This is a genomic window from Nocardia canadensis (assembly GCF_032656385.1).
Lineage (GTDB): Bacteria > Actinomycetota > Actinomycetes > Mycobacteriales > Mycobacteriaceae > Nocardia > Nocardia canadensis.
Genome location: NZ_JAVCWB010000010.1, coordinates 79,080 through 104,303 on the forward strand (window position 1 = coordinate 79,080; position 25,224 = coordinate 104,303).

At 71.1% G+C, this 25,224-nt stretch carries 23 protein-coding genes; 13 read left to right on the top strand and 10 right to left on the bottom strand.

Annotated elements, in window-relative coordinates:
* Positions 1–4 precede the first annotated feature (4 nt).
* The gene (locus Q7X29_RS24055) at positions 5–544 is read left to right on the top strand and encodes a GNAT family N-acetyltransferase (RefSeq protein ID WP_218721149.1); all 540 of its coding nucleotides are present in this window, start codon (positions 5–7) and stop codon (positions 542–544) included.
* Between the two features lie 3 nt (positions 545–547).
* On the opposite strand, the gene Q7X29_RS24060 is transcribed toward Q7X29_RS24055, so the two are convergent.
* Entirely contained in the window at positions 548–1,348 is an 801-nt protein-coding gene (locus Q7X29_RS24060; protein WP_316575461.1) for a tyrosine-protein phosphatase, read from the bottom strand.
* A 61-nt stretch (positions 1,349–1,409) separates the two neighbouring features.
* Positions 1,410–2,429, bottom strand: a complete 1,020-nt coding sequence (gene zapE / locus Q7X29_RS24065) for a cell division protein ZapE (protein WP_218721151.1) — start codon at positions 2,427–2,429, stop codon at positions 1,410–1,412.
* Positions 2,430–2,464: 35 nt separating this feature from the next.
* Between zapE and Q7X29_RS24070 the strand changes: the two genes are divergently transcribed.
* The 4 genes from Q7X29_RS24070 (at position 2,465) to msrB (ending at position 6,743) form a co-directional block, all read left to right on the top strand.
* Positions 2,465–3,226 (top strand): pyrimidine reductase family protein, encoded by a 762-nt coding sequence (locus tag Q7X29_RS24070; RefSeq protein ID WP_316575462.1) that lies wholly within the window; start codon positions 2,465–2,467, stop codon positions 3,224–3,226.
* Between the two features lie 32 nt (positions 3,227–3,258).
* Positions 3,259–4,812 carry an alpha/beta hydrolase gene (locus Q7X29_RS24075; RefSeq protein ID WP_218721153.1) on the top strand — a complete coding sequence of 518 codons (1,554 nt, stop codon included), beginning with the start codon at positions 3,259–3,261 and terminating at the stop codon, positions 4,810–4,812.
* Positions 4,813–4,896: 84 nt separating this feature from the next.
* Entirely contained in the window at positions 4,897–6,237 is a 1,341-nt protein-coding gene (locus tag Q7X29_RS24080) for a glycosyltransferase family 87 protein (protein WP_218721154.1), read from the top strand.
* A 65-nt stretch (positions 6,238–6,302) separates the two neighbouring features.
* On the top strand, positions 6,303–6,743 hold the full coding sequence (msrB, locus tag Q7X29_RS24085) for a peptide-methionine (R)-S-oxide reductase MsrB (RefSeq protein WP_218721155.1): 441 nt from the start codon (positions 6,303–6,305) through the stop codon (positions 6,741–6,743).
* Between the two features lie 174 nt (positions 6,744–6,917).
* On the opposite strand, the gene hemQ is transcribed toward msrB, so the two are convergent.
* The 4 genes from hemQ to hemE form a co-directional block, all read right to left on the bottom strand.
* Positions 6,918–7,613 carry a hydrogen peroxide-dependent heme synthase gene (gene hemQ, locus Q7X29_RS24090; RefSeq protein ID WP_218721156.1) on the bottom strand — a complete coding sequence of 232 codons (696 nt, stop codon included), beginning with the start codon at positions 7,611–7,613 and terminating at the stop codon, positions 6,918–6,920.
* 233 nt (positions 7,614–7,846) lie between these two features.
* A complete protein-coding gene (locus Q7X29_RS24095; RefSeq protein ID WP_218721157.1) occupies positions 7,847–8,002 on the bottom strand; it encodes a hypothetical protein in 156 nt (51 codons plus the stop codon).
* Between the two features lie 148 nt (positions 8,003–8,150).
* Complete coding sequence (locus tag Q7X29_RS24100; protein WP_316575463.1) at positions 8,151–9,509, bottom strand: protoporphyrinogen oxidase; 1,359 nt, start codon at positions 9,507–9,509, stop codon at positions 8,151–8,153.
* Between the two features lie 132 nt (positions 9,510–9,641).
* Positions 9,642–10,697: a uroporphyrinogen decarboxylase gene (hemE, locus tag Q7X29_RS24105; RefSeq protein ID WP_218721159.1), complete on the bottom strand. Its 1,056-nt coding sequence runs from the start codon at positions 10,695–10,697 to the stop codon at positions 9,642–9,644.
* Positions 10,698–11,016: 319 nt separating this feature from the next.
* On the opposite strand from hemE, the gene Q7X29_RS24110 reads away from it, so the two are divergent.
* Complete coding sequence (locus Q7X29_RS24110) at positions 11,017–11,568, top strand: DUF3000 domain-containing protein (RefSeq protein WP_374104913.1); 552 nt, start codon at positions 11,017–11,019, stop codon at positions 11,566–11,568.
* Between the two features lie 22 nt (positions 11,569–11,590).
* On the top strand, positions 11,591–12,838 hold the full coding sequence (locus tag Q7X29_RS24115; RefSeq protein ID WP_316575464.1) for a ribonuclease D: 1,248 nt from the start codon (positions 11,591–11,593) through the stop codon (positions 12,836–12,838).
* Positions 12,839–12,892: 54 nt separating this feature from the next.
* Here Q7X29_RS24115 and Q7X29_RS24120 read toward each other — a convergent pair whose 3' ends face one another.
* The 3 genes from Q7X29_RS24120 to Q7X29_RS24130 are packed head-to-tail and all read right to left on the bottom strand — an operon-like array spanning position 12,893 to position 15,626.
* Positions 12,893–13,939 (bottom strand): ABC transporter substrate-binding protein, encoded by a 1,047-nt coding sequence (locus Q7X29_RS24120; RefSeq protein WP_218721162.1) that lies wholly within the window; start codon positions 13,937–13,939, stop codon positions 12,893–12,895.
* A gap of 3 nt (positions 13,940–13,942) precedes the next feature.
* Positions 13,943–14,830, bottom strand: coding sequence for an ABC transporter permease (locus Q7X29_RS24125; protein WP_316575465.1), 888 nt, complete (start codon positions 14,828–14,830; stop codon positions 13,943–13,945).
* Complete coding sequence (locus tag Q7X29_RS24130) at positions 14,820–15,626, bottom strand: ABC transporter ATP-binding protein (protein WP_316575466.1); 807 nt, start codon at positions 15,624–15,626, stop codon at positions 14,820–14,822. The genes Q7X29_RS24125 and Q7X29_RS24130 overlap by 11 nt, the downstream gene beginning before the upstream one ends.
* A 166-nt stretch (positions 15,627–15,792) precedes the next feature.
* On the opposite strand from Q7X29_RS24130, the gene Q7X29_RS24135 reads away from it, so the two are divergent.
* The 4 genes from Q7X29_RS24135 to Q7X29_RS24150 all read left to right on the top strand — a co-directional run bounded on the left by Q7X29_RS24135 (position 15,793) and on the right by Q7X29_RS24150 (position 20,342).
* On the top strand, positions 15,793–17,883 hold the full coding sequence (locus tag Q7X29_RS24135) for a sensor histidine kinase (RefSeq protein WP_316575467.1): 2,091 nt from the start codon (positions 15,793–15,795) through the stop codon (positions 17,881–17,883).
* Positions 17,880–18,557: a response regulator gene (locus Q7X29_RS24140; protein ID WP_316575468.1), complete on the top strand. Its 678-nt coding sequence runs from the start codon at positions 17,880–17,882 to the stop codon at positions 18,555–18,557. Before Q7X29_RS24135 ends, Q7X29_RS24140 begins: the two co-directional genes overlap by 4 nt.
* Before the next feature lie 352 nt (positions 18,558–18,909).
* Positions 18,910–19,428, top strand: coding sequence for a hypothetical protein (locus Q7X29_RS24145; RefSeq protein ID WP_316575469.1), 519 nt, complete (start codon positions 18,910–18,912; stop codon positions 19,426–19,428).
* Between the two features lie 74 nt (positions 19,429–19,502).
* The gene (locus Q7X29_RS24150; protein WP_316575470.1) at positions 19,503–20,342 is read left to right on the top strand and encodes a class I SAM-dependent methyltransferase; all 840 of its coding nucleotides are present in this window, start codon (positions 19,503–19,505) and stop codon (positions 20,340–20,342) included.
* 54 nt (positions 20,343–20,396) lie between these two features.
* Here Q7X29_RS24150 and dxs read toward each other — a convergent pair whose 3' ends face one another.
* Positions 20,397–22,295: a 1-deoxy-D-xylulose-5-phosphate synthase gene (gene dxs, locus Q7X29_RS24155; protein ID WP_218721168.1), complete on the bottom strand. Its 1,899-nt coding sequence runs from the start codon at positions 22,293–22,295 to the stop codon at positions 20,397–20,399.
* 305 nt (positions 22,296–22,600) lie between these two features.
* On the opposite strand from dxs, the gene glsA reads away from it, so the two are divergent.
* Both glsA and Q7X29_RS24165 read left to right on the top strand, forming a co-directional pair.
* Positions 22,601–24,409, top strand: coding sequence for a glutaminase A (gene glsA, locus Q7X29_RS24160; RefSeq protein ID WP_218721178.1), 1,809 nt, complete (start codon positions 22,601–22,603; stop codon positions 24,407–24,409).
* A 67-nt stretch (positions 24,410–24,476) separates the two neighbouring features.
* Positions 24,477–25,148, top strand: coding sequence for an SIMPL domain-containing protein (locus tag Q7X29_RS24165; RefSeq protein ID WP_218721169.1), 672 nt, complete (start codon positions 24,477–24,479; stop codon positions 25,146–25,148).
* Positions 25,149–25,224 lie beyond the last annotated feature (76 nt).

A 25,224-nucleotide genomic window follows, 5' to 3' on the forward strand; every position in this document is an offset into this window, starting at 1 on the left:
AACTATGACCAACAGTTCCGTCGTCGTCGATCGGGCCGGGCTCTGGGATGCCGAGGAGCTCAGTGATGTCGCCGCGGCGACCTTCCCGCTGGCGTGCCCGCCGGAAGCCACCCAGGGCGACATCGAGATCTTCCTCGAGCAGATGCTCTCGGGCGAACGGTTCGGCGAGTACCTGTCCGATCCGGAGCGCACGGTCCTCAAGGCCGTCGAGGGCGACGAGATCGTCGGCTACGCCATGCTCGTCGCGGGCAGGCCGATCGATCCGGAGGTGGATGCCCAGGTCAGCCCGGGTGCGGTGGTCGAGCTGAGCAAGATGTACGTGCTGCCGGGACACCACGGCAGCGGCGTCGCCGCCGCGCTGATGACCGCCGCGGTGGCGACCGCCCGCGAGTCGGGCGCGACGGTGCTGTGGCTGGGGGTGAACCAGGCCAACGAGCGCGCCCAGAAGTTCTACGCCAAGCACGGTTTCACGCAGGTGGGAACCAAGACCTTCACGGTCGGCACCCAGGTGCACTCCGACTTCGTGTACGAACGGGCGCTGTGAGGCTCAGACGAGCAGCGCCGCCCGCAGCGCGGTGATCTCGGACTCGGACAGGCCGAGACCGGCGCGGACGTAGCTGTCGAAGCTGCCGTAGCTCTGGTTCGCCTGATCGAAGGCGGCGTCGAGCCAGCTCTGCTGCACGCCGTTGAGCGGGTCGGTGGGCGCGGCGTTGCGGTAGGTGTTGGAGGCCAGGTAGTCGGCGGTGACGGTGGCCCGGTCGACGCCGAGCAGCGTCAGCAGCACCGCCGAGGTCCAGCCGGTGCGGTCCTTGCCCGCGCTGCAGTGGAACAGCACCCCGGTGCCGTCGGCGGCGATGATGTCGCGCAGCACGGCGGCGAACGCCTCGTTGGCACCGGGAGCGGTGATGAACGCGCGGTACATGCCCTCGCCGCCGAACAGCGCGCCCGCCAGGATCAGCGGCGGCGCCTGGCCGATCACGTCGTAGGAGTTGCCGACCGCGCCGACGGGCAGCCGGTCCGCGCCCAGGCCCCGCTCGTAGCCGGTGCGCAGATCGTCGACGACGCGCACATCGAGGGCGCTGAGCCGGGCCAGGTCCTCGGGGGTCGCCTTGTCCAGCGCGCCGGTGCGGAACACCAGCCCGGTGCGCACCCGGTGCCCGTCGGTGGTGCGGTAACCGCCCGCGTCCCTGGCGTTCTGGACGCCGGTGAGGCCGAGCAGCCGATCGGCGCTCCCGATCTCGCTGGTGGGCGCGGGCGCGGCGACGGCCTGGCCGAGTGCCGGACCGAGCAGCACCGCTACTCCGGTCGCGGCGGCCAGACTCGCGCGGACAGCACGGCTACGGGTCACGACAGGCTCCTTCGACGACGCCGGGGTCACGGTCGGGACGAACGTACCCGGCGCCGGTCGATCACGCGGCGGCGGCCTCGAAGCGTGACAGCGCCAGCAGGCGCGAGATCGCGCGCAGGTACTTCTTGCGGTAGCCGCCGTCGAGCATCTCCTGGGAGAAGATCTCGTCGAGCTTCGCGCCGGAGACCGTCACCGGGATGCTGGCGTCGTAGAGACGGTCGGCCAGCACGACGATGCGCAGGGCGACGGCCTGGTCGGTGACCGGGTGCACGCCGGAGATGAACACCGAGGACACCCCGTTGATCAGGGCGCCGTACTTCGACGGATGCAGCGTGCTCAGGTGCTTCAGCAGCGCGTCGTAGTCGTCGAGGGTGGATCCCGGTGTGGTGGCGGCCCGTTCGGCCAGGATGTCCGGGGAGGTCGGCTCGGGCGCCGGCGGCAGGTCGCGGTGGCGGTAGTCGGGGCCGTCGACGCGCACCGGCTCGAAGATGGAGCCGAGCTTCTTGATCTCGCGCAGGAAGTCCTGGGCGGCGAAACGGCCCTCACCGAGCTGGCTGGGCAGCGTGTTCGAGGTGGCCGCGATGGACACACCCGCGGCGGAGAGCTCGGTGAGCAGGCGCGAGACCATGGTGGTGTCGCCGGGATCGTCGAGCTCGAACTCGTCGATGCACAGCAGGCTGTTGCCGGAGAGGCGCTCGACGGCGTTGACGAAGCCCAGCGCGCCGACCAGGTTGGTCAGCTCGCCGAAGGTGCCGAACGACTTGGGCGCGGGCGCGCTGTGGAAGATCGAGGCGAGCAGGTGGGTCTTGCCGACGCCGAACCCACCGTCGAGGTACAGGCCGGCGCCGGAGACGGCCTTCTTCTTGCCGAACAGGCTCTTCTTGGACGCGGCCTTGTGGATCTTGGCGATCTGACCGGCGAATTCCTCGGCCTTGCGGACCGCGGCCGCCTGGCTGGGTTCCTTGGGGTCGGGAATGTAGGAGGCGAAGCTGACCTCGTCGAACATGGGCGGGGGCACCATCTGCGCGACGAGCTGGTCGGCCGGGACCTCCGGATGGCGATCGACGAGGCGTTCTTGCATGAACGAATCGTACGGACGTGGTTGCATCGGTTCCTATGCAGCGTATCCACAATGTGACCCAGCTCGCAGACCTCGACGACGACGCACTGGCCAGGTGCTATGCCTACCCCCGCCACCTGGAACGGCCCTGGGTGCGCGCGAACTTCGTCAACAGTATCGACGGGGCGTTCACCGTCGACGGTGTCTCGGCCGGGCTGGGCACCGACGCCGACCATCGGGTGTTCGGCCTGCTGCGCGAGCTGGCGGAGGTGATCGTCGTCGGCGCGGGCACCGTGCGCGCGGAGAACTACGGCGGCGCGCACCCCGATCCGGACCGCCGCCGAGCGCATTTCCGGCACGGGATCGGCGGGTCGGCCGACGGTACGCCGCCGCCGATCGCGGTGGTCACCGCGAGCGCGCGGCTCGATCCGGCCGCGAAGTTCTTCACCGACGCCGAGACCCCGCCGCTGATCATCACCACCGCGCACGCCGCCAAGGACCAGGTCGACGCCCTCGAGCGGGCGGGTGCGGAGGTGATCGTCGCCGGGGAGGCCGCGATCATGCCCGCCGCGCTGCTGCGGGTGCTCGCCGAGCGCGGGCTGCAACGAGTGCTGTGCGAGGGCGGGCCGCATCTGTTCGGGCAGCTCGCCGAGGCGGATCTGGTCGACGAACTGTGCCTGAGCACCGCGCCGCTGCTGGTCGGCGGGGCGGGCGGGCGAATCTCGCTGTCGGCGAGCGGTTTCGACATCCCGATGCACCGCAGGCAGCTCGTGCTCGCCGAGGACGGCACCGTCCTGGCCCGCTGGGCCCGTCGATGAAACCTGGCGCCGAACCTGGCAGTGTGTAGCCCATGCGCTGGACTCGGGCCGCGGCGACGGCCGCGACACTGTCGATCATGCTCGCGGGCTGTGGGGCCGGACCGTCGGATCGGCCCGTCGTCGCCGTGGAGCGGCCGGGGGTCGGCGGCGCGCAGACCGAGGCGCCCCCGGTGCACGAACCAGCCAAGGCGGACACGCCCAAGACCGACCTGGCCTGGAAGGACTGCACCGCCGCGACACTGAGCTCGCTCGACTTCGGTCCGGCCCCGGCCGGGCTGGTGCTCGAATGCGCCGACTTCTCCACCCCGATCGACACCGCGGGCACCGTGCTCGGCACGTTCCGGGCGGGCGCGCTGCGGGCCCGGCTGCCGCAGACCCCCGTCGACGCCGCGCCGCTGGTGCTCACCTCCGGCGCCGACCGTTCCTCGGCCTCGACGCTGGCCGGGCTGGCCGTCGGGCCGAACAGCGCGCTGCTGGCCGCACAGCCGATCGTCGCCGTGGACCGGCGCGGTATCGGCGCCTCGCAACCCATCGACTGCATCCCGGCGCAACTGCGCGCGGTGATGACCGACCTCGGCCAGTTCGGGGTCGGCAGCGACGACCAGGTCGGCGCCGTCGCCGGCTACAGCCAGGACGCGACCATCGCCTGCCGCGACTTCCTGCAGCCCTACGAGGGCACCTTCGACGCGCCGCACGCGGCCGACGACATCGAACAGCTGCGCAAGCAGTGGCAGGTCGACAAGATCAACCTGCTCGGCACGGGCAACGGCGGCAAGGTCGCGCTCAGCTACGCCCGCCGCTACGGCGACCACCTGGCCCGGTTGGTCCTCGACGCCCCCGAACCGGTCGGCGCCGACGTGACGACGAAGACCGAAGCCGCCGTGACCGGCGCCGAAGCCGCGGTGACCGCGTTCGCGCAGCGCTGCAAGGCCGCCAACTGCGCGCTGGGCGCCGACCCGCGGGCCACCATCGTCGGGTTGGTGGCCAAGGCGAACACCGGCGGCCTGGGCGACATCTCGGCCGCCGACCTCTCGACCGCGCTCACCGGGTTCCTGTCGAGCCCGCGCGGCGACCAGGCGAGCCGGGTCACCGCGCTGGCCGACGTCCTCGCCGCCGCCGACCGTGGCGACCGCGCCCCGCTGGCGGCGCTGGTGGCCCGCGAATCCGCGGCGATCAATTCCGACGGCGAGTTCGTCAACCGGTGCACCGACAGCCAGCAGCCGCCGACCCCGGACAAGGCGCGCGAGCTCGCCGGAACCTGGGCCGGCAAATATCCGGTTTTCGGTCGCACCGCCGCGATCGGGATGATGGTCTGCTCGGCCTGGCCGGTCTCGACCGCGCCGCCGCTGCCGACGAAGCTCGATCTGCCGGTGCTGGTGTTCGCCGGTGCCGCCGACCCGGTCGTCGGCGGGGCCGCGGCCTCGGTCACCGGTGCCCTCGGGGCGGCGGGCGCCCGGCACGCCACGATGACCTGGCAGGGCTGGGGACACCCGGTGATCGCTCACTCCGGCTGCGCGCAGAAGGCGGTCGCCGACTATCTCGCCGAGGCGAAACTGCCCGCCGACGGCGGTGCCTGCCCGGCCTGATCCAGGTCGTACGACCATGTGATTCCGGCGCGTCGGACGGGTCCGGCGACACCATCGCTACCCGATCCGGTGTACCGTGCCCCAGTGTTGTTCCGACAGCTCGAGCCCCGCACCGCTCGCACCTCCGCCGAGGTGATCAAGTTCGCACTCTGGCCGTTCGCGGTCATGACCGTGCTGAACCGTGTCTTCATCAAGGCGGTCAACGGATTCGTCACCGACGACTACCGGCCTGTGTACAACGCCTCGTTCGAGTTCCTGAACGGCAGGCCGCTGTACACCGCCGACTTCTCCTCGGTCGACCCGCACTATCTCTACTATCCGAGCGGAACCCTGCTGATCGCCCCGGTGGCGATCATCGAATACGAGCTGTCCCGGTGGCTGTTCATCGGTCTCAACGCTGTCGCGATCCTGATCGCCTGGTACCTGCTGCTGCGGCTGTTCAAGTTCGGTCTGGGCTCGATCGCCGCGCCGGCGCTGCTGCTGGCGATGTTCGCCTCCGAGACGGTGACCAACACGTTGGTCTTCACCAACGTCAACGGCTGCCTGCTGCTGGCCGAGCTGGTGTTCCTGCACCTGTTGCTGGCACGGCGGGATCTGTGGGCCGGTGTCGCACTCGGGTTGAGCATCTCGGTGAAGCCGACGCTGGCGCCCCTGCTGCTCGTCGCGGCCGTGCGCGGCCAGTGGAAGGTCTTCATCACCGCGCTCGGTGTGCCGCTGACGCTCACCGCGATCGCCTGGCCGCTGTCGGCCGACCCCGAGAAGTTCTTCACCCGGGTCGTGCCGTATCTGGCGCAGACGCGCGACTACTTCAACAGCTCGATCGGCGGCAACGGGCTCTACTACGGACTGCCGCACTGGCTGATCCTGCTGGTCCAGGCCGTGATGGCCGGTGTGGTCGCGGTGACGCTGTGGCTGCTGTGGCGTTACTACCGCCACGACGACCTGTTCTTCGTCACCACGTTCTCCGGGGTGCTGCTCACCGCGTCGTTCCTGCTGCTCTCGCTGGGCCAGATGTACTACTCGATGATGCTGTTCCCGTTCCTGATGTCGGTCGTGCTGCGCAATTCCGTGCTGCGCAACTGGCCGGCGTGGCTGGCGATCTTCGGGTTCATGACCTACGACAAGTGGCTCTCGGACCGCTGGCAGAGCACCGGGCGCACGCTCGAGTACCTGCGCGTGACCTTCGGCTGGGGCCTGCTGCTCGTCGTCGTGTTCTGTGTGCTCGGCGACCGCTACCTGGCCGCGCGCCGCGAGGGCAGACTGCGGTTCGGCATCGACCCCGCGTGGATGGCGAACGCGCCGGATTCGCGCGACGGCACCGAGGACGAGCGGCCCGCGCCCGCGGCGGTCTCCGCCACCACCGATCGCGACGATCCGGTCGCTCCGGAAGAGCCGATCGACGACCGCGAACCCGCGCTGAAATAGGGCTCGGCCGGTGCTGTGACGCGACGATCGCGGCGCGCACCGGCCGAAACCATTAGCGTGGAGTGATGAGTTCCGATACTTCGTTGCCCACGCCGCGCATCCAGCTGACGCCGCAGCAGTGGCGGGCGAAACTGGATCCGCAGGAGTACGCCGTGCTCCGTGAGGCCGCCACCGAGCGCCCGTTCGTCGGCGAGTACACCGATACCAAGACCGAGGGCGTCTACACCTGCCGCGCCTGCGACGCCGAATTGTTCCGCAGCACCGAGAAATTCGACTCGCACTGCGGCTGGCCGTCGTTCTTCGACCCGGCCGATTCCGACGCGGTGATCCTGCGCGCCGACGATTCGCTCGGCATGCGCCGGGTGGAGGTGCTGTGCGCGAACTGCCACAGCCACCTCGGCCACGTCTTCGAGGGCGAGGGCTACCCGACGCCCACCGACCAGCGTTACTGCATCAACTCGATCGCGCTGCGCCTGACACCGGCCCAACCGGAAGGAACTGCCTGAGCGCGCTGGGTGCCCCGCACGACCCGACCTCGAGGAGGGTCCCGCCGACGAAGTCGACGGTTCGCGACCGTCCCGTGGATCAGGTGCCGTTGCGTACGCGACGAAGGAGCAAGCAACGGTGCCTGATCGGCGGGACCGCCGGGGCGCGAACTCGAGCGCGCCAGCGCTCCAGAATTACGGCAGTGCGGTGACCAGCTGCTCGACCTCGACGCGCGGGCCGGTGAAGAACGGGATCTCCTCGCGCACGTGCAGGCGGGCCTCGGTGGCGCGCAGGTCGCGCATGAGGTCGACGATGCGGTGCAGTTCGGGGGCCTCGAAGGCGAGGATCCATTCGTAGTCGCCCAGCGCCATCGAGCTGACGGTGTTGGCCCGCACGTCCGGGTAGCCGCGGGCGGCCTTGCCGTGGTCGGCGAGCATCTTGCGCCGCTCCTCGTCGGGCAGCAGGTACCACTCGTAGGACCGCACGAACGGGTACACGCAGATGTAGTTGCCCGGGTCCTCCCCCGCCAGGAACGCCGGGATATGACTCTTGTTGAACTCGGCCGGGCGGTGCACCGCCACGTTGCTCCACACCGGGGCGCTGGCCCGGCCCAGTTCGGTGGTGCGGCGGAAGTCGGCGTAGGCGGCCTGCAGGTCCTCGACGCGCTCGGCGTGGGTCCACAGCATGAAGTCGGCGTCGGCACGCAGGCCGGCCACGTCGTAGATGCCACGCAGCACGACGCCCTTGTCGGCCAAGCCGTCGAAGAACGCCTGCGCCTCCTTGATCGCCGCGGCCCGGTCCTCGCCGAGCACGCCCGGCTGCACCTGGAACACCGAGAACATCAGGTAGCGAATGGTGGAGTTGAGGGCCTGATAGTCGAGTCGCGCCATGGATCCATCGTGCCACTGCGACGATTTCGCCCGCCGGGTGGGCGGGGATTCGAGATCGGCCGGTCGTCGCCCAGGTGGCGGTCTGCAGCGCCGCCGGATCGTCGATGTCGCGGTAGTGGATGCCGGTCATCCCGAGCGCCCGCGCGGCCGGCACGTCATCGAGCCGATCAGCGATGCACAGGCAACGCTGCGGCGTGACACCGGCCGCCGCGATCTCGTGGTGAACGCGCCCGTCAGTCGGTCGCCGGCCTGGCCGGGAGCCAGGGCGCGGTCTCCTCGCTGCCGAACACGGAGGTCACGGTGGTCGCCGCGCCCTCGTGGAGTTCGACCGGGCCGAGGTCGGGGTCGAGGATCAGGGTGCGGAGGGGCTGCTCGCCGGTGGTGGTCACAGCGGGCGATCATGCAACATCGCTATCGCACCCGGTCGGGGACACGCCGGGGCGATGGGCCAGGACATGTCCAGCCCCATGGATTCGCCCTGCCGACCCGTCGGCTGCCCGAATCTCCCGCCGCCGATACGGTGACCCGCTGTCGGCGCTACTCGACGCGGGAGGTGACGGCGCGGGCGATGCGTTCGGCCGCGGCCGTGCCGGCGGCGACGCAGGCGGGGACGCCGACGCCGTGGAGGTAGGCGCCCGCTACGGCCAGGCCGTCGAGGTCGGCGACGGCGGATTCCAGGGTGGCGATGCGTTCGGTGTGGCCGGGGGCGTACTGGGGCAGGCCGCCGGGCCAGCGTTGGACGATGGCGTGGATCGGGGCGATCTCGGTGCCGGTGACCGTGGTCAGGTCGGCGACGGCGGCGGTGACGAGGTCCTCGTCGGACCAGGACAGCGGGGCTTCGTCGCCGAAGCGGCCGAAGGAGGCGCGGACGAGGGCGACGTCGCGGGCGCCCAGGTGCGGCCACTTGCGGCTGGACAGGGTGAAGGCCTTGGCGCGCAAGGGTTCTCCGGTGGCGACCAGGATGCCCGAATTGTCCGGCAGGTCGGTGGTGAGGGGCAGCGCCATGGCGACCAGCGCCGAGGAGGACAGCTCGATGCCCGCGGCGGCCGCGGCCGCGACCGGTGACGCGTAGTGCAGCAGACGGGCGGTGACGGGGGCCGGCGTGGCCAGGACGACGGCGTCGACCAGGCCGATCGGATCGACCACCCAGCCCCGGGGCGCGGCGGCCACCCGGGTCGCCGCCAGGGTGGTGACCAGCCGCGCGTCCGACGCGGCGGTCAGGGCGGCGAGCAGGGCGCCGTAACCGTCGCGCAGACCGCCGAAGACCGGCGCGGTGCTCGGCGGCGGCAGGGCCTCGCGAACGGCCTCGGTGAGGCTGCGGGCGCCGCGGTCCAGCGCGGCGGCGAGGGTGGGCAGCGCGGCGCGGACGCCGATCGAGGCGCTGGTGCCCGCGTAGACGCCGCCCAGCAGCGGGTCGACACTGCGCTCGACCACCTGCCGCCCGAAGCGATCGGCGACGAGACTGTGCACGTCGATATCGGCGCCGGGCGTCCAGTCGAGCGCGCGCTGCGGCTCGGCCGCGACCTGTGCCAGCGTGGCGTCGTCGACGAGCCCGCGCAGGGATTCGGCATCGGAAGGGATACCCATCAGGGTGCGCCCGGGCAGCGGATGCGCCTTCCCCTGTGCCCACACCAGCGGCCGCTTGCCCGCCGGGCGGACGAGCTGGTCGTCGATGCCGAGCTCGGTCATCAGCTCGAGCACCTCGGGCCTGCGCCCGACGAAGGCCTCGGCGCCGAGATCCACCGGCTCCCCGGCCAATTCACCGGTGTGCAGCACTCCGCCGACACGAGCGCTCTGCTCGAGCACCACGAGGTCGGCCTCGGAGCCCAGCCGCTGCCGCAGTCGATACGCCGCGACGAGCCCACTGATGCCGCCACCGATGATCGCGATCCGCATGCCTCGACCGTAGTCGCGCGGGCACGCGCGCCGGAACCCACACCCTCGGCGCTGTCACCGGAATCACGAACCGCCCACACCACCCCGACCCTGCGCGGCAACACCGGGCCGAGGTGCCGACACGACGGGGATCTACAGCGAGTGCACCAGCTCCACCAGTGCGGTCAGCACGCCCGGATCGGTATCGGGCTGCACACCGTGGCCCAGGTTGAAGATGTGCCCGGTCGCGCCGAGGGTGATGGCGTCGTCGGCCTCGCGCAGGATGCGGCGGGTCTCGGCCTCGACCGCGTCGAACCCGGCGAACAGGATCGCCGGATCCAGGTTGCCCTGCAGGCCTTTTCCGGCGCCGACGCGGCGCACGGCCTCGGTGAGCGGCACCCGCCAGTCGACGCCGACCACGTCCGCGCCCGCCTCGCCCATCGCGCCGAGCAGCTCGCCGGTCCCGACACCGAAATGGATGCGCGGCACACCCGCCGCGGCGACCTCGGCGAACACCCGCTCCGAGTGCGGCAGCACGTATTCGCGGTAGTCGGCCAGCGACAGCGCGCCCGCCCAGGAGTCGAACAGCTGCACCGCGTCGACACCGGCGGCCAGCTGGGCCTGCAGGAACGCGATGGTGATGTCGGTGAGCGCGCCGAGCAGGGCGTGCCAGGTCTGCGGATCGGCGTGCATCATCGCCTTGGTGCGCTCGTGATGCTTGCTCGGTCCGCCCTCGACCAGGTAGGAGGCCAGGGTGAAGGGCGCGCCGGCGAAGCCGATGAGCGGGGTGTCGCCGAGCGCGTCGGTGAGCAGGCGCACGCCCTCGGCCACCGCGCCGACCTCTTCGGGCCGCAGCCGCGGCAGAGCCCGCACGTCGGCCTCGGTCCGCACCGGCGCGGCGACGACGGGGCCGACGCCCGGCACGATGTCGAGGTCGATGCCCGCGGCCTTGAGCGGAACGACGATATCGGAGAACAGGATTGCCGCGTCGACGCCGTGGCGGCGGATCGGCTGCATGGTGATCTCGCACACCAGCTCCGGGTCGAAGCAGGACTCGAGCATGCCGATGCCCTTGCGCAGTTCCCGGTACTCGGGCAGCGAGCGGCCCGCCTGGCGCATGAACCACACGGGGCGCCTGCTGGGCGTCGCGCCGGTGGCGGCGGCCAGGAAGGGGGCATCGGTCAACCGGCGGCGGGTGTAAGTGCTCATCGGTGTTCATCCTAAGCGGCGGGGCGCGGCGTGCCGTCAACTGTCGCCCCCGCAGCGCACCCGACGGGTACACACGCGGACATCGGACGAACGACCTCCCGGCCCGCCTCATCGCACATCGCGCATCACACCGAGCCCGAGAATGCGCGCTGCGCAACGCAGCCCGGACCCGGCGACGTGTGGCGGCGCGCCTCCGACGACGCCGGGCACGCACGGTCTACCGTTTCTCCTCGTGACACCGCTCGACATCCGCGACGGCGCCGCACCGACCGGGGGAACGCCCCGCGAGCCTGCTTCTTTCCGGGCGGCGGTCGATGCGATGGGCACCGCAACCGTGCACCCCCGAATCGAGCTGGCGCCTATCCGTCCCCCGCAACGGTTGGCGCCGTTCTCCTATGCGCTCGGAGCGGAGGTCACCCACCCCGACAGCGCCATCGTGCCGATCGATTCCGAGGGGGACGCGTTCGGCAGGCTGATCCTGCTGCACGACCCCGAGGGCGACGAGGCCTGGCACGGCGTGTTCCGGCTGGTCGCCTACATCCAGGCCGACATCGACGCCGCGCTCGCCGCCGACCCGCTGCTGCCCGAGGTGGCGTGGAGCTGGCTGGTCGACTCCCTGGAGTCGCGCGGCGAGCCGTTCACCGCCCTCGGTGGCACGGTCACGGCCACCAGTTCGGTCCGCTACGGCGACATCGCGGGCCCGCCCCGGGCTCACCAGCTGGAGCTGCGCGCCTCCTGGACGGCGATGAACACCGAGATGCGCCGGCACGTGGAGGCATTCTGCGAGGTACTGGCCTTCGCCGCCGGGCTGCCACCCGCCGGGATCACCCATTTGCGACCGGAGTCGTATACCCGCACCGATCGCCCTTGAACGCCACGTAGAGTTCACGTTTATGCCGGTCGCCGAGGAACCAACCGCAGCAGAGCCCCTGCTCGCCCCCGCCGAGGGGGTTCCACCCGTGCTGGCGACCGCCGACGAGGTCGCCGCGGCCGCCGCGAAACTCGCCGCGGGCACCGGCCCGCTGGCGGTCGACGCCGAGCGCGCGTCCGGGTTCCGCTACTCCGCGCGGGCCTATCTGATCCAGCTGCGCCGGGCGGGCGCCGGCTCCTTCCTGATCGACCCGATCCCGCTGACCGACGCGCTGATCCCGTTGGCCGCGGCGATCAACCCCCTCGAATGGGTGCTGCACTCGGCCGACCAGGATCTGCCCGGCCTGGCCGAACTCGGGCTCCGGCCGGCCCGGCTCTTCGACACCGAGCTCGGCGGCCGGATCGCCGGTTACGAGCGTGTCGGCCTGGCCGCGATGGTGGAGAACCTGCTGGGCCGGTCGCTGCGCAAGGGTCACGGCGCCGCCGACTGGTCGACCCGGCCGCTGCCCGACGAATGGCTCAACTACGCCGCCCTGGATGTGGAACTGCTGCTGGAGCTGCGCGACACCGTCGCCGCCGATCTCACCGAGCAGGGCAAGATCGAGTGGGCCGCCGAGGAATTCGAGCACGTCCGCACCATGGACCCGCCCGCGCCGAAGGCCGACCGCTGGCGGCGCACCTCCGGCATCCACACGCTGCGCCGCGCCCGCCAGCTGGCGATCGTGCGCGAACTGTGGACCACCCGCGACGAGCTGGCCCGCGCCCGTGATGTCGCGCCCGCCCGCATTCTGCCCGATTCGGCCATCGTGGCCGCGGCCACCGGGGAGCCGCGCAGCATCGCCCAGCTGCGCACGCTGCCGGTCTTCGGCGGGCCGCGCCAGCGACGCTACTCCCGGGACTGGTTGGCCGCCGTCGAGCGCGGCCGCACCCTGCCGGACAAGGAACTGCCGCCGCTGACGCTGCCCTTCGACGGCCCGCCCCCGGTCAACCGCTGGGAACGCCGTGACCCCGCCGCCGCGGCACGCCTGGCCACCGCGCGCAGCGCGATAGGCGAACTCTCCACCGAGTACGCCATCCCGGTCGAGAACCTGCTCTCCCCCGACCTGGTCCGCCGGCTGTGCTGGGACGGGCTGCCCGACTACAAGAACGTCGGCGAACCCGACGAGCTGTCGGCCACGATCGAGGAGTTCCTCCGGGCGGGCGGCGCCCGGCCGTGGCAGCGCGCGCTGGCCGTGCCCGCGCTGGCCAAGGCGCTGACCCCCGCCGAATAGACCACCGGCCCCCGCCGCGTCACGCGACAGGGGCCGAGGGGTGCCAAGAACTGGTCAGGGGGCGGGTTGCGCCTGTTCGACGAACCGGTTGGTGTAGGTGGCCGCGAGGTCGATGCGGTCACGGACCGGAGCCACATTGCGCGAATACTGGCCGAGAATGCGCAGCACGTTCTGAGCGCCTTCGGTTTTCATGAGTCCGTCGCCGTTGAACATGCCGATCGAGTCGCGCAGGGACTGCACGTAGAGGGCCGGATCGCTGCCCGCGTACTGCGAGGGCATCGTCGCGGCGATCTCCTCGGGCGTGTGGGTGTCGATCCAGCGCAGGGTCTGGACGAACGCGTTCGCCAGCTTCTGCACGATCTCCGGGTGCGCGGATACGGTGTCGCACTTCATGTACAGCGAGGAGGCCGGGTACAGACCGCCGAGGGCCGCGCGGGTGCCTTCCTCGTTGCGCATGTCGGTCAGGATCTTCGCGTCGCCGGACTGCACCATCTTGGCGACGGTCGGGTCGGTGGTCATGCCCGCGTCGATGCCGTCGTGGTTCATGCCGGCGATGAAAGTCTGGCCCGCACCGACTTTCACCCGGGTGTAGTCGGAGGTGCTCAGGCCGGCCTGGCCCGCGAGCGCCTGGGTGAGGAAGTCGGTCGACGAGCCCAGCGAGGTGACGCCGAGTGCGCGGCCGCGGAAGTCGGCCGGACTGCGGATGGCGTCGGCGTCGGCGGTGGAGACCAGCTCCACCTCCCCCGGCACGTCGGCGAACTGGACCACGGTCTGCAGGCACTGATCCTTGGCCTGCAAGTCGATGGTGTGGTCGTAGAAGCCGACCACGGCCTGCACGTCACCGGTCAGCAGCGCGGTCTCGGCACTGGCGCCGGACTGTTCGCCGAGCAACTTCACGTCGAGGTCGTTGGCGTCGAAGGCGCCGAGCTGCTGGGCCAGCATGGCGGGCAGGTAGATCACCTTCTCCAAACCGCCGACCATGATGGTGATCTGGGGCCTGCCGTCGGCCATCGGGATTGTGCGCGAGTCCCGGCACCCGGTGGCCAGCAGCAGCGAACTGATCGCGAGCAGGGCGACGGCGAGCGGCTTGCGGTATCTCATCGTCTACACCCCGTGTCCCGACTGGGCCTGCGAGGGACGCCATTTCAGCAACCGGTTCTCCGCGACCCCGATCAGCCATTCGGCTATCAGCGCGACCACCGTGATGATGATCATGCCCGCGTAGATGCCCGCCGCGTCGAAGGTGCCCTGCGCGTTGGAAATCAGCAGACCCAAACCCTTACTGGCACCGGCGTATTCACCGACGACCGCGCCGATCAGCGCGAAGCCGAAGGCGGTGTGCAGGCTGGACAGGATCCAGGTGGTGGCGCTGGGCAAGACGATCGAACCGAGGATCTGCCGCTTGCTCGCGCCGAGGATGCGGGCGTTGTCGATGACGTTGCCGTCGACCTCCCTGGCACCGGTGAACGCGTTGAAGAACACCGCGAAGAACACCAGCACGACCACGGTCGCCACTTTGGACTCCAGGCCGAGACCGAACCAGATGATGAACAGCGAGGCCAGCACGATGCGCGGAACAGCGTTGAGCGCCTTGATGAACGGGGCGAGCACGTCGGCCCAGTAGCGACTGCGGCCGAGCAGGGTGCCCAGGACGACACCGGCGACGGTGCCGATCACGAAACCGAGCACGGCCTCCTGCACCGTGGTGAAGATCTGCAACCAGATCGAGCCGAACTGCGTTCCCTCGGTGAACCATTCGACGAGCCGGTCCCAGATGAGCGAGGGCTTGGAGTAGAAGAACGGGTCGATCCACACGCTGGCGACCAGTTCCCACGAGCCCAGCCACACCGCGATGAGCGCGGCCCGCAGACCCCACACCCGCAGCGTGGACTTGCGGTGCTCGGCCTTGACCCGAGCCAGGATCTGATCCTCGGTCTCCGCCTCGACCTCCGGTACGGTGACCGCGATCTTGTCCATCGTCTCAAGCGACACGGGTCGCTCCCTTCGTGCGAGCCGCCTCGACCTGATCGCGCAGCGTTTCCCAGATTTCCCTGTAGAGGTCGCGGAACTCCTCGGTCAGGCGTACCTCCTCGACATTGCGCGGCCGTTCGAGCGTGACGCGGAAGTCACCGCACACCGTCGCCGGGCTCGCGGTCATCACCACGACGCGATCGGCCAGGGCGATGGCCTCCTCCAGGTCGTGGGTCACGAAGATCACCGCGGCGTCGGTGCCCGCCCACACGCGCAGCAGTTCGTCCTGCATGAGCTGGCGGGTCTGCACGTCGAGCGCGCTGAACGGCTCGTCCATGAGGATGATCTCGGGCTCGTTGACCAGTGTCTGCGCCAGCGCGACGCGCTTGCGCATGCCGCCGGAGAGCTGATGCGGGTAGTAGTCCTCGAACCCGGCCAGACCGACGATGCGCACCCACTCGGCGGCCTCGGCCTTGGCCTGAGCCTTCGGCACGCCCCGGAACCGCGGGCCGAGCGCGACGTTGTCGAGGACGCTGCGCCAGGGCAGCACGGCATCCTGCTGGAACATGTAGCCGATGCCGTCGGGGATGCCGTCGACATCCTTGCCGCGCACCAGCGTCCGGCCCGCCGAGGTCGGCTCGAGGCCGGACACCAGCGAGAGGGTGGTGGACTTACCGCAGCCGGTCGGGCCGACCACGGCGACGAATTCGCCTGCGGCGACGGTGAAGTCGATGTTGCGCACCGCGGTGTGGATGCCACCGCCGGTTCCGGGGAAGCGCTTCGTCGCGCCCCGGAGTTCGATGAGTGGATTGCTCATTGCTGCTCCTGTGTCCGGCGCCGCTGGGTGTGATGTGCGGCCGCTATCGAAAGATAAGTGGGCTGGGTCACAGTGCGCGCGCTTGTGCGCACAACCAGCGCAACCAGCGATTCGACAGGTTGTGCGCATTGTGCTCACGCGGTCGGGGCGTGCCTACACTGAGCCGGTGAGGCTGTTCCCCCGGGGCGTCCGGCTGCGGACGCAGATCGTGTTGCTGCAGGTCGCGCTGGTCGCGCTGACCCTGGGGCTCGCGTTCGGGGTGTTCGCCTACCTCAGCGATCAGCGGCTCACCGCCGAGTACGGGCAGCGGGCGCTGGCGATCGCGCGGACCGTTGCCAGTGATCCGGTGGTGCGCGCGGAGGTCGGCCGCTATGCGGCGCTGCCGCTCACGCCGGGGCCCGCGCTGCGCACCGAGCTCGCCGGCGGGCAGCTCGAGCGGACCGCCGAGGCGGCCCGGCAGCGCACCGACGCGCTGTTCGTGGTGATCACCGACGATGCCGGACTGCGGCTGGCCCATCCCGATCCGGCCCGGCTCGGCGAGAAGGTGAGCACCGATCCGTCGCAGGCGCTGGGCGGGGCCGAGGTGGTGATCAGCGAGCACGGCACACTCGGCGACTCGGTGCGCGCGAAAGTGCCGGTGCGCGCGCCGGATTCGGAGCGGGTGGTGGGTGAGGTGAGCGTCGGCATCTCCACCGAGGCGGTGGGCGAGCAGCTGACGCGCGACCTGAGCAAGGCCGGTCTGCTGGTGCTCGGCGCGTTGTTCGCCGGGATCGCCGGATCGGTGCTGCTGGCCCGGCGCTGGCACGGGCTGACCCTGGGCCTGCAACCCGCGGAACTGGCCGAGCTGGTGCGCGAACAGGATGTGGTGCTGCACGGCATCGGGGTGGGTGTGGTCGCGGTCGACGACCGGGGGCGCACCACGGTGATCAACGACGAGGCGCGCGCCCTGCTCGGCATCGAGGGCGACAGTGGTCGTCCGGTGGAGACGATCGGGCTGACCCCGCGCGTACTCGCGGCGTTCCGGGCCGCCGACGGGCGCCCGGTCCAGGCGGCGGTCGGCGACCGGATCGTGGTGGTCACCGCGCGCACGGTCACCCGCGACGGGCGGTCGCTGGGCGCGGTGCTGGATGTGCGCGACCGCACCGACGTCGAGTCGCTGACCCGGCAGCTGGACGCGGTGCGATCGATGAGCACCGTCCTGCGCGCCCAGCGGCACGAATTCGCCAACCGGTTACACCTGCTCAGCGGTCTGCTGCACGGCGACCGGCCCGGCGAGGCCGCACGCTACATCGACGAGCTGCTCGGCGCCGGTCCTCTCGGCGCCGCCATGCCGGGCATCGACACGGTGCGTGACCCGTACCTGCAAGCGTTCCTCGCCGCCAAGGCCGCGCACGCCAGGGAGAACAATGTCGAGCTCCGGTTGGGGCCGAGCACCTGGGTCGACGCGAATCTGACTGCGCCAGTGGATGTCACGACGGTGCTGGGCAATCTGCTGGACAACGCGATCGACGCGGTCCGCCCGAGCGGCACGCCGGTGGCCGCCGAGGACGACGCCCGGACCTCGCCGCGTGGCGCCGGTGTCGATCCCGAATCGACAGCACCCACCCGCACGGTGACCCCGCGGCCCTCGATCCATCCGGTCCGCCGATCGGCCGAGGGCGGAGTGGGCTCGGCAGCACCGTTCGGCGGGGAATCCACCGATCCGGAGGCCGCCCGAACCGGCACGAAATCCGCGTCACAGCCCTGCGCGGCACCGACCGATCCGGCAGCGATACACGCCGACGCGGAATCCACCGCGCAATCCGGCTCGGCCGCAGTCGACACCGGCACGCAACCCGCAGCACAAGCCGGTGGGGAACCGAGCGGCGTCGGTGATCGAGGCGGGGAGGTCGCGGACGGGTCCGGGGCCGAACCGGGCGGTCGGCGCGCCGAGTCCGGTCCGCGTTTCGCCGTTTCGGCGGTGGTGGAAGTCGAACTGGTGCAAGAGGGTTCGACCCTGCACATCACGGTGGCCGACAGTGGCGGCGGGGTGGCGCCGGAGCTGGTGGACGCGGTGTTCGCGGACGGGGTCTCGACCAAAGAGGGGGCGGGGGTGCCGGGCGGACGCGGGGTCGGGCTCGCGTTGTCCAGGCAGGTGGCCAGGGCGCTCGGCGGGGACGTGTGGCTGGCGTCGGCGGGGACACCGGCGGAGGAACTGAGCGGGGCGGAGTTCATCGCGCGTCTGCCGGGCGTGCTGACCGAAGGAGACCCGCCGTGAGCCGGACCGAGTTCAGCGTGCTCGTCGTGGACGACGACTTCCGGGTGGCGAACATGCACGCCGGAATCGTCGGGGCGCTCCCGGGATTCACCGTGGGCGCGGTCGTGAATACGGTGGCCGCGGCGCGGCAGGCGCTGGCCGAGGCCAGCTTCGACCTGGCCCTGGTGGACGTGTACCTGCCGGACGGATCCGGGATCGACCTGGTCCGGGAGCTGCGCTGCGATGCCATGATGCTCACCGCCGCCACCGAATCCGCCACGGTGCGGGCGGCGGCGACGGCGGGCGCTCTCGCCTACCTGGTGAAGCCGTTCGATCACACTGTGCTCGCCGCACGACTGGCCGGATACGGGCGCTACCGGCGGATCCTGGCGGCGCCGGATGTCACCGCCCGCGACGTCGACGCGGCCTGGGACGCCCTGCGCCCGGCCCCGCCCGCCCCCGACCGTGCCGCCGCCGCGACCTCTCCCACCCGGGAGTTGGTATTGCGGTCGGCGCAGAGCGCGGACGCGCCGATGTCGGCGGGCGAGATAGCGACCGCCATCGGCATCTCACGCGCCACCGCCCAGCGCTACCTCGCCGCCCTCGTCACCACCGGTGACCTACGTATGCAGTTGCGCTACGGCGCGACCGGACGCCCCGAACAGGAGTACTCCCCCACCCGCCGCACCCCCTGATCGCCGCGGGGGCACGATACCGAGCAACCGCACCATGGTCCCGCCCTCCGCACCGCGCACCATCGCCCGGCACACCACCATGGCCCGCACCCGCCACACCACCGCACCACCGTGGCCCCGCGACCACCACCGGCGTGCGCCATCATGATCCGTGTCCGCCGCGCGCCACCACGGTCCACGTCCGACCGCGGCGCTACCGCACCACGGACCGCTCGCCGCTGCGGTGCCACCGCACCGTTATCTGCCCTCGGCACGGCGACGACGACGCGCCGACGTACCGACCGCGAGGTGTAGGAACGGCCACGGTGGGGTACTGAAAGGGGTTACGCCCCAGACGGTTTGGAGTACGGCCTTGACCGACCCCCGCTTTCCGCAGCCCTACCAGCCGCCCCGCTTTCCGCCGGGTCCACCCGAGCCGAATGCCGTCACCGCGATCTTCGCCGGCATTCTCGCCGTTGTCGGCGGACTGCGTGGCGTGTTCGGCGCCGTCGCCATCCCGTTCCTGACCACCGACCCCGACTTCGACCCGACCGGGTTCTGGAGCAAGATCCAAGTGCTGCTGGGTGTTTCGGCGCTGTGCTCGCTGATCCTGCTCGTCGGCGGCATCCTGATGCTGGCGCGCAAGAAGGTGTCGCGGGTGCTGATCGGGGTCGGCGGGACCGGCACTCTGGCGCTGTCGATCATCACCACGATCGCGCTGTACAACCATCTGGACGCGCAGACCGATGCTTCCACGTCGCTCACCGTGTCGTTCGATTCCGATCTGAGTGTGTTCAACGCGATCGGGTTCCTGTTCAATATCGCGCTGCTGGTGCTGACCTTCCTGCCGAGCACGGGACGCTGGCTGGCCCACCGCCGACCCGGATACTGACCGAAATTCCCTCGACCCGGCGACCTCTCGACGCTAGCGTGGCCTCCTGCCCGTCCCCGTCGAGAGGAACCGCCGTGTCCGAAGCCGAGGCGATCGCCGCCAACCGCGCCAACTGGGACGACCGGGCCGATGTCCACGCGCGCTCGCGGATGTACGACGTCGATGCCTTTCTCGCCGACCCGGCCGCGATTTCCTCGGTGGTGCGCAACGATCTGGCGGTGCTGGCGCCGCACCTGCCCGACACCGGAATCGCCGGGCGCTCGCTGCTGCACCTGCAGTGCCATATCGGCACCGACACCGTGTCATGGGCCCGGCTGGGCGCGATCGAGGTGCACGGGCTCGATCTGTCCCCGAACTCGCTGCGGCACGCGGCGCGCATCGCCGCGGCCGACGGACGCGACATCACCTGGGTCGAGGGCGATGCCCGGTTCGCCTCGTCGGTGATCGACCGGTCGTTCGACACCATCGTGACGAGCACGGGCACGATCGTCTGGCTGCCCGAACTGACCGCGTGGGCCCGCTCGATCCACGATCTGCTCGCCCCCGGCGGAGTGTTCGTGCTCCGCGACGACCACCCGATCCTGGGCGCCATGGACTTCGAGCCCTGGCGGATCACCGACGACTACCTCGCCGGGGGCGGCGCCCGCACCTATTCGGACGCGGGCACCTACACCGAGGATTCGGCGGGCTCGATCGCGCACACGACCAATCACGAATGGCGCCACGACCTGGGCGAGGTTGTCGGCGCGCTGCTCGCGGCGGGCCTGCGGATCGAGGCGCTGCACGAACTGCCCTACCTGGATTGGCGGCCGTTCGGCGACCTCGTCGCCTGCCCGGAAGGCTGGGCGCTGCCGCCGGGGGCACCACGGATCCCGCTGAACTTCGCCGTCGTCGCCCGGCGTCCCGGGCGGTGAACGCACTGCGCGCTCGGTGTCGTCACCGAGCGCGCAGGATCTCGTGGTCGCCGATCAGCGCGCCCGCAGCCAGCCGCCGATGCGCTGGGCGATCGCGTCGGGGGTCAGACCCAGCTCCTCGAGGATCTCGGCGCGCGAGGCGTGATCCAGGAACTGCTGGGGCACACCGAGATCGCGGGTCGGCACATCCAGACCGGCGTCGCGCAAGCGGGCCGAGACCGTCGAACCGATACCGCCGTGCAGGCCGCCGTCCTCGACGGTGACGACGAGCCGGTAGTTCTCGGCCAGCTTGACCAGCGTGTCCGACACCGGGATGACCCAGCGCGGGTCGACCACGGTGACCGAGATGCCCTGGGGCTCCAAGAGTTCGGCGACCCGCATGGCCGTCTCGGCGAACGGGCCGACCGCGACGATCAGGACGTCGCCGTGCTGGGCCTGCGCCGAGCCGGCACCGGGGACCGCCAGGCGCAGCACGTCGAGACCGTCGAGTCGTTCCACCGCCGTGATGTCCTCGGCGACACTGCCCTTCGGGAACCGCAGCACCGTCGGACCGTCGGAGATCGCCAGCGCCTCGGCGAGTTCCTCGCGCAGGGTGGCGCCGTCGCGCGGAGCGGCGACCCGGATGCCGGGAATGATGCCGAGCAGCGAGAAGTCCCACATGCCGTTGTGGCTGGCGCCGTCGGGGCCGGTGATGCCCGCGCGGTCCAGCACCACCGTGACCGGCTGCTTCAGCAGCGCGACATCCATGAGCAGCTGGTCGAACGCGCGGTTGAGGAAGGTGGAGTAGATCGCGACGACGGGGTGCATGCCGCCCAGCGCCAGACCGGCGGCCGAGGCCATCGCGTGCTGTTCGGCGATGCCCACGTCGAACATGCGGTCCGGGAAGCGCTCGCCGAAGGGCGCCAGGCCGGTCGGGCCGGGCATGGCCGCGGTGATGGCGACGATGTCCTCGCGCCGCGAGGCGTGCTCGATGAGTTCCTCGGAGAACACCGCCGTCCAGCCCTTGGCCTTCTTGCCCGCGAGCGGGCGGCCGGTGAGCGGGTCGATCGGGTCGCAGGCGTGCATCTGGTCGGCGACGTGGTTCTCGGCGTGCTCGTAGCCGTTGCCCTTGCGGGTGACCACGTGCACGACCACCGGTCCGCCGAAGTCCTTGGCGCGGCGCATGGCCGCCTCGAGCGCCACCAGATCGTGGCCGTCGACCGGGCCGACGTACTTCATGCCCAGATCGGCGAACAGTTCCTGCGGGCTGACCGCGTCCTTGATCCCCGCCTTGAGCGCGTGAACCATCGAATACGCCGAATCCCCCACGGCCGGAATGCTTTTGAGAAGGCGCTTCCCGGCGTCGAGGGCGTGCTCGTAGGCGGGCTGGGTGCGCAGCGCGGTCAGCCGGTCGGCCAGGCCGCCGATGGTCGGCGCGTAGGAGCGGCCGTTGTCGTTGACCACGACCACCACCGGACGGTCGGGCGCGCCCGCGATGTTGTTGAGCGCCTCCCAGCACATCCCGCCGGTGAGCGCGCCGTCACCGACGACGGCGACGACGGTGCGGTCCTGCTCGCTCAGCGCGAAGGCCTTGGCCAGGCCGTCGGCATAGGACAGCGCGGCCGAGGCGTGCGAGGACTCCACCCAGTCGTGCTCGCTCTCGGCGCGGCTGGGGTAGCCCGACAGGCCGTCGCGCATGCGCAGCGAGTCGAATCGGTCCTTGCGGCCGGTGAGGATCTTGTGCACATACGCCTGATGGCCGGTGTCGAAGATCAGCGGATCGGCCGGGGAGTCGAAGATCCGGTGTAGCGCGATGGTCAGTTCGACCACGCCTAGGTTGGGGCCGAGGTGGCCTCCGGTGGCGGCGACCTTCTGCACCAGGAACTCGCGGATCTCGTCCGCCAGGTCCCGCAGTTGCGGCACGCTCAGCCGGCGCAGATCTTCGGGTGAATCCACCCGCGACAGCACTCCCACCTGAACTCGCTCCCTCCGGACTACTGTGTGATCCGCCCAGTGTATTTGGCCGTGCGGGCGGCTCCAGCTCGCGGGCCCTTCCGGGTGCCCCGCACCGACGATCACAGCGGGCGTGCCGGTCCCCCGCGGCACGCCGCTGAACAGGGCGCGCCGCCGCCTGACGCCGTCACCACGGGCCGCGATCGCCTGTGAGGACTATCTCCCCCGCGCGTCCCCGCGGGACCGGCCACGCCGCGTCCTAGAGTGTCGCTGTGGCCGAACCGGACGGTGTTGCGCGCACGATCGACCCCGGCGTGGTGGCGGGCATGCTCGACGAGGTGTACGCGATCTGCCGCGACGACACCTCGGGTGCGCCCGCCGACTACATCCCCGAGCTGGCCGCGGTCGCGCCCGACTCGTTCGGGTTGTGCCTGGCCACCGCCGACGGGCTGATCTACCAGGTCGGCGACACCGATGTCGGGTTCACCATCCAGTCCATCTCCAAGCCGTTCACCTACGCGCTCGCGCTGGCCGACCGCGGTCTGGACGGGGTGGCCGCGCACATCGATGTCGAACCCTCGGGCGAGCCGTTCAACGAGATCGCCCTCGAGCCCGATACCCAGCGCCCCAGCAATCCGATGATCAACTCCGGCGCGATCACCGCGGCCTCGCTGATCAACGGCCGCGACGCCGCCGAGAAGTTCGAGCGGGTCCGGCGCTGCTACTCCCGCTTCGCCGGCCGCGAGCTGACAATGGACCAGGCGGTCTACGAGTCCGAGGCGCGCACCGGCTACCGCAACCGCGCGATCGGCTACATGCTGCGCTCGGTCGGCATCATCGATGTCGACCCCGACGACGCGGTCGACCGCTATTTCCGGCAGTGCTCGATCGAGATCACCTGCGCGGATCTGGCCCTGATGGCGGCGACGCTGGCCGACAACGGGGTCAACCCGAAGACCAGGGAGCGGGCACTGTCGACCGCGCTGACCGAGCGCGTGCTCAGCGTGATGACGACCTGCGGCATGTACAACGCCGCCGGTGACTGGGTGACCACGGTCGGGCTGCCCGCCAAGAGCGGCGTCGGCGGCGGGATCATCGCCGTGCTGCCCGGCCAGCTCGGGATCTCGGTGTACTCGCCGCGGCTGGACGGCCAGGGCAACAGCGTGCGCGGCGTCGCGGCCTGCCGGGAACTGTCGCGGCGCCTGGAACTGCACTTCTGTCACGTGACCCGCGCCGCGCGCACCGCCATCCGGGCCGACTACTCGGTGGCGCAGGTGCCCTCGCGGCTGCGCCGCTCCCCCGAGGACGCCGCGGTGCTCGCCGATCACGGCGACCGGGCCCGGGTCTACGAATTGCACGGCGACCTGCTCTTCGCCGGCGCCGAGCGCACGGTGCGCTCGATCGAGAGCAAGGTCGGCGAACTCGACGCCCTGGTCATCGACCTGCGCCGGGTGGGCGAGGTGAGCGCGGTGGCGCGCGAGATGCTCGACGCGCTGCAGAACGCACTGGTCCGGCGGGGCAGCCGGGTCGCCCTGGTCGATCCCGAGGCCCGGCTCGGGCACGAGGCCTCCAGCCTGGACCCCGAGGATCCGCGCGGGCGCGTGTTCGTCGACCGCGACACCGCCACCGAGTGGTGTGAGGACATCATCCTGGCCCGGCACCGGCCGACCGGCGCCGAGAGCCGCCGCTCGATCCCCCTCGACGAGCACCCGCTGCTGGCCGGTCTCGACCCCGAGAACCGTGGTCTGCTCGGCAAGGACTTCGAACCGCGGACCTTCGCGCGCGGCGAGGTGATCGCCGAGCGGGGCGATTCGCGCTGCGGGCTGTTCCTGATCCTGGAGGGCCGCGTGCGGATGACCTTCCCCGGCACCGACGGGCGCGTGCACCGGCTGGTGACGCTGTCGGCGGGGATGACGTTCGGCGAGATCCCGATGCTGCTCGGGCAACCGTTCGTCAACGAGATCATCGCCGAGACGCCGGTGCGGGTGGCGGTGATGCGGCCGGCGGTCTTCGACCAGCTCACCCAGGGCCACCCGCAACTGAAACTGGCCCTGCTGCAACGCCTCGCCGCGGGCGCCTACGCCCAGATGGAGGCCGCGGTGCGGACGCTGTCGGGCAACGCGGGCAACTACTGACGGGGAACTCGGACCCGCCGCGAGACGTTGGGCAGCACAGCATCCTTCGACCGACAGGAGTACCGCGGTGGGCAAGAAGTCCTGGCAGGCGAGCACCACGATGATCGGGCGCGGCACGGTGCGCGCGGTTCCCGATCTGATCCGCGTCACCCTGTCGGTGGAATCGCGCGCCGACACCGTCGCCGCCGCCTACGGCCGCGCCGGTGACCGGGTCAGCGCCGTCGTCGCCGCCCTGCGCGCGGCCGGGGTCAGCGACGCCGACATGGCGACCAGCGGGCTGAGCGTGCGCACCGAGACGGTCTACACCGATCAGGGACGCAGCGAGATCTCCGGCTACCTCGCCACCACCGGGCTCAGCATCGCCCTGCGTGACGGCACCGGCACCGAACCGGCCGACACGGTGGCGGCCGCGGTGACCGCGGGCGGCGACGACGTCCGCCTCGGCGGGCTGACCCGCGGGATCGCCGACCCCGAGCCACTGCTCGCCCAGGCCCGCGACGCCGCCTTCGACGACGCGAAGACCAAGGCCGCGCAGTACGCCGAGCGCGCGGGCGTCACGCTGGGCGCGGTCGTGCAGATCACCGAGGACACCGCCGTGCCGCTCCCCCGCGCCTACGACATCAGCGCCGAGATGGACAGTGCGCCGATGCTGATGGCCAGGGCCGCTTCGCCGGTGCCGGTGGTTCCCGGGGAGACCGAGGTCGGTGCCACCGTCCGGGTCACCTGGGCCCTGGACTGATCCGAACCGGGTCGCCCGGCAGCGGAGCCCCGGCACGCCTCGGCGGAGTGCTCGCCGAGCGCGGAGGCGCCGCTGC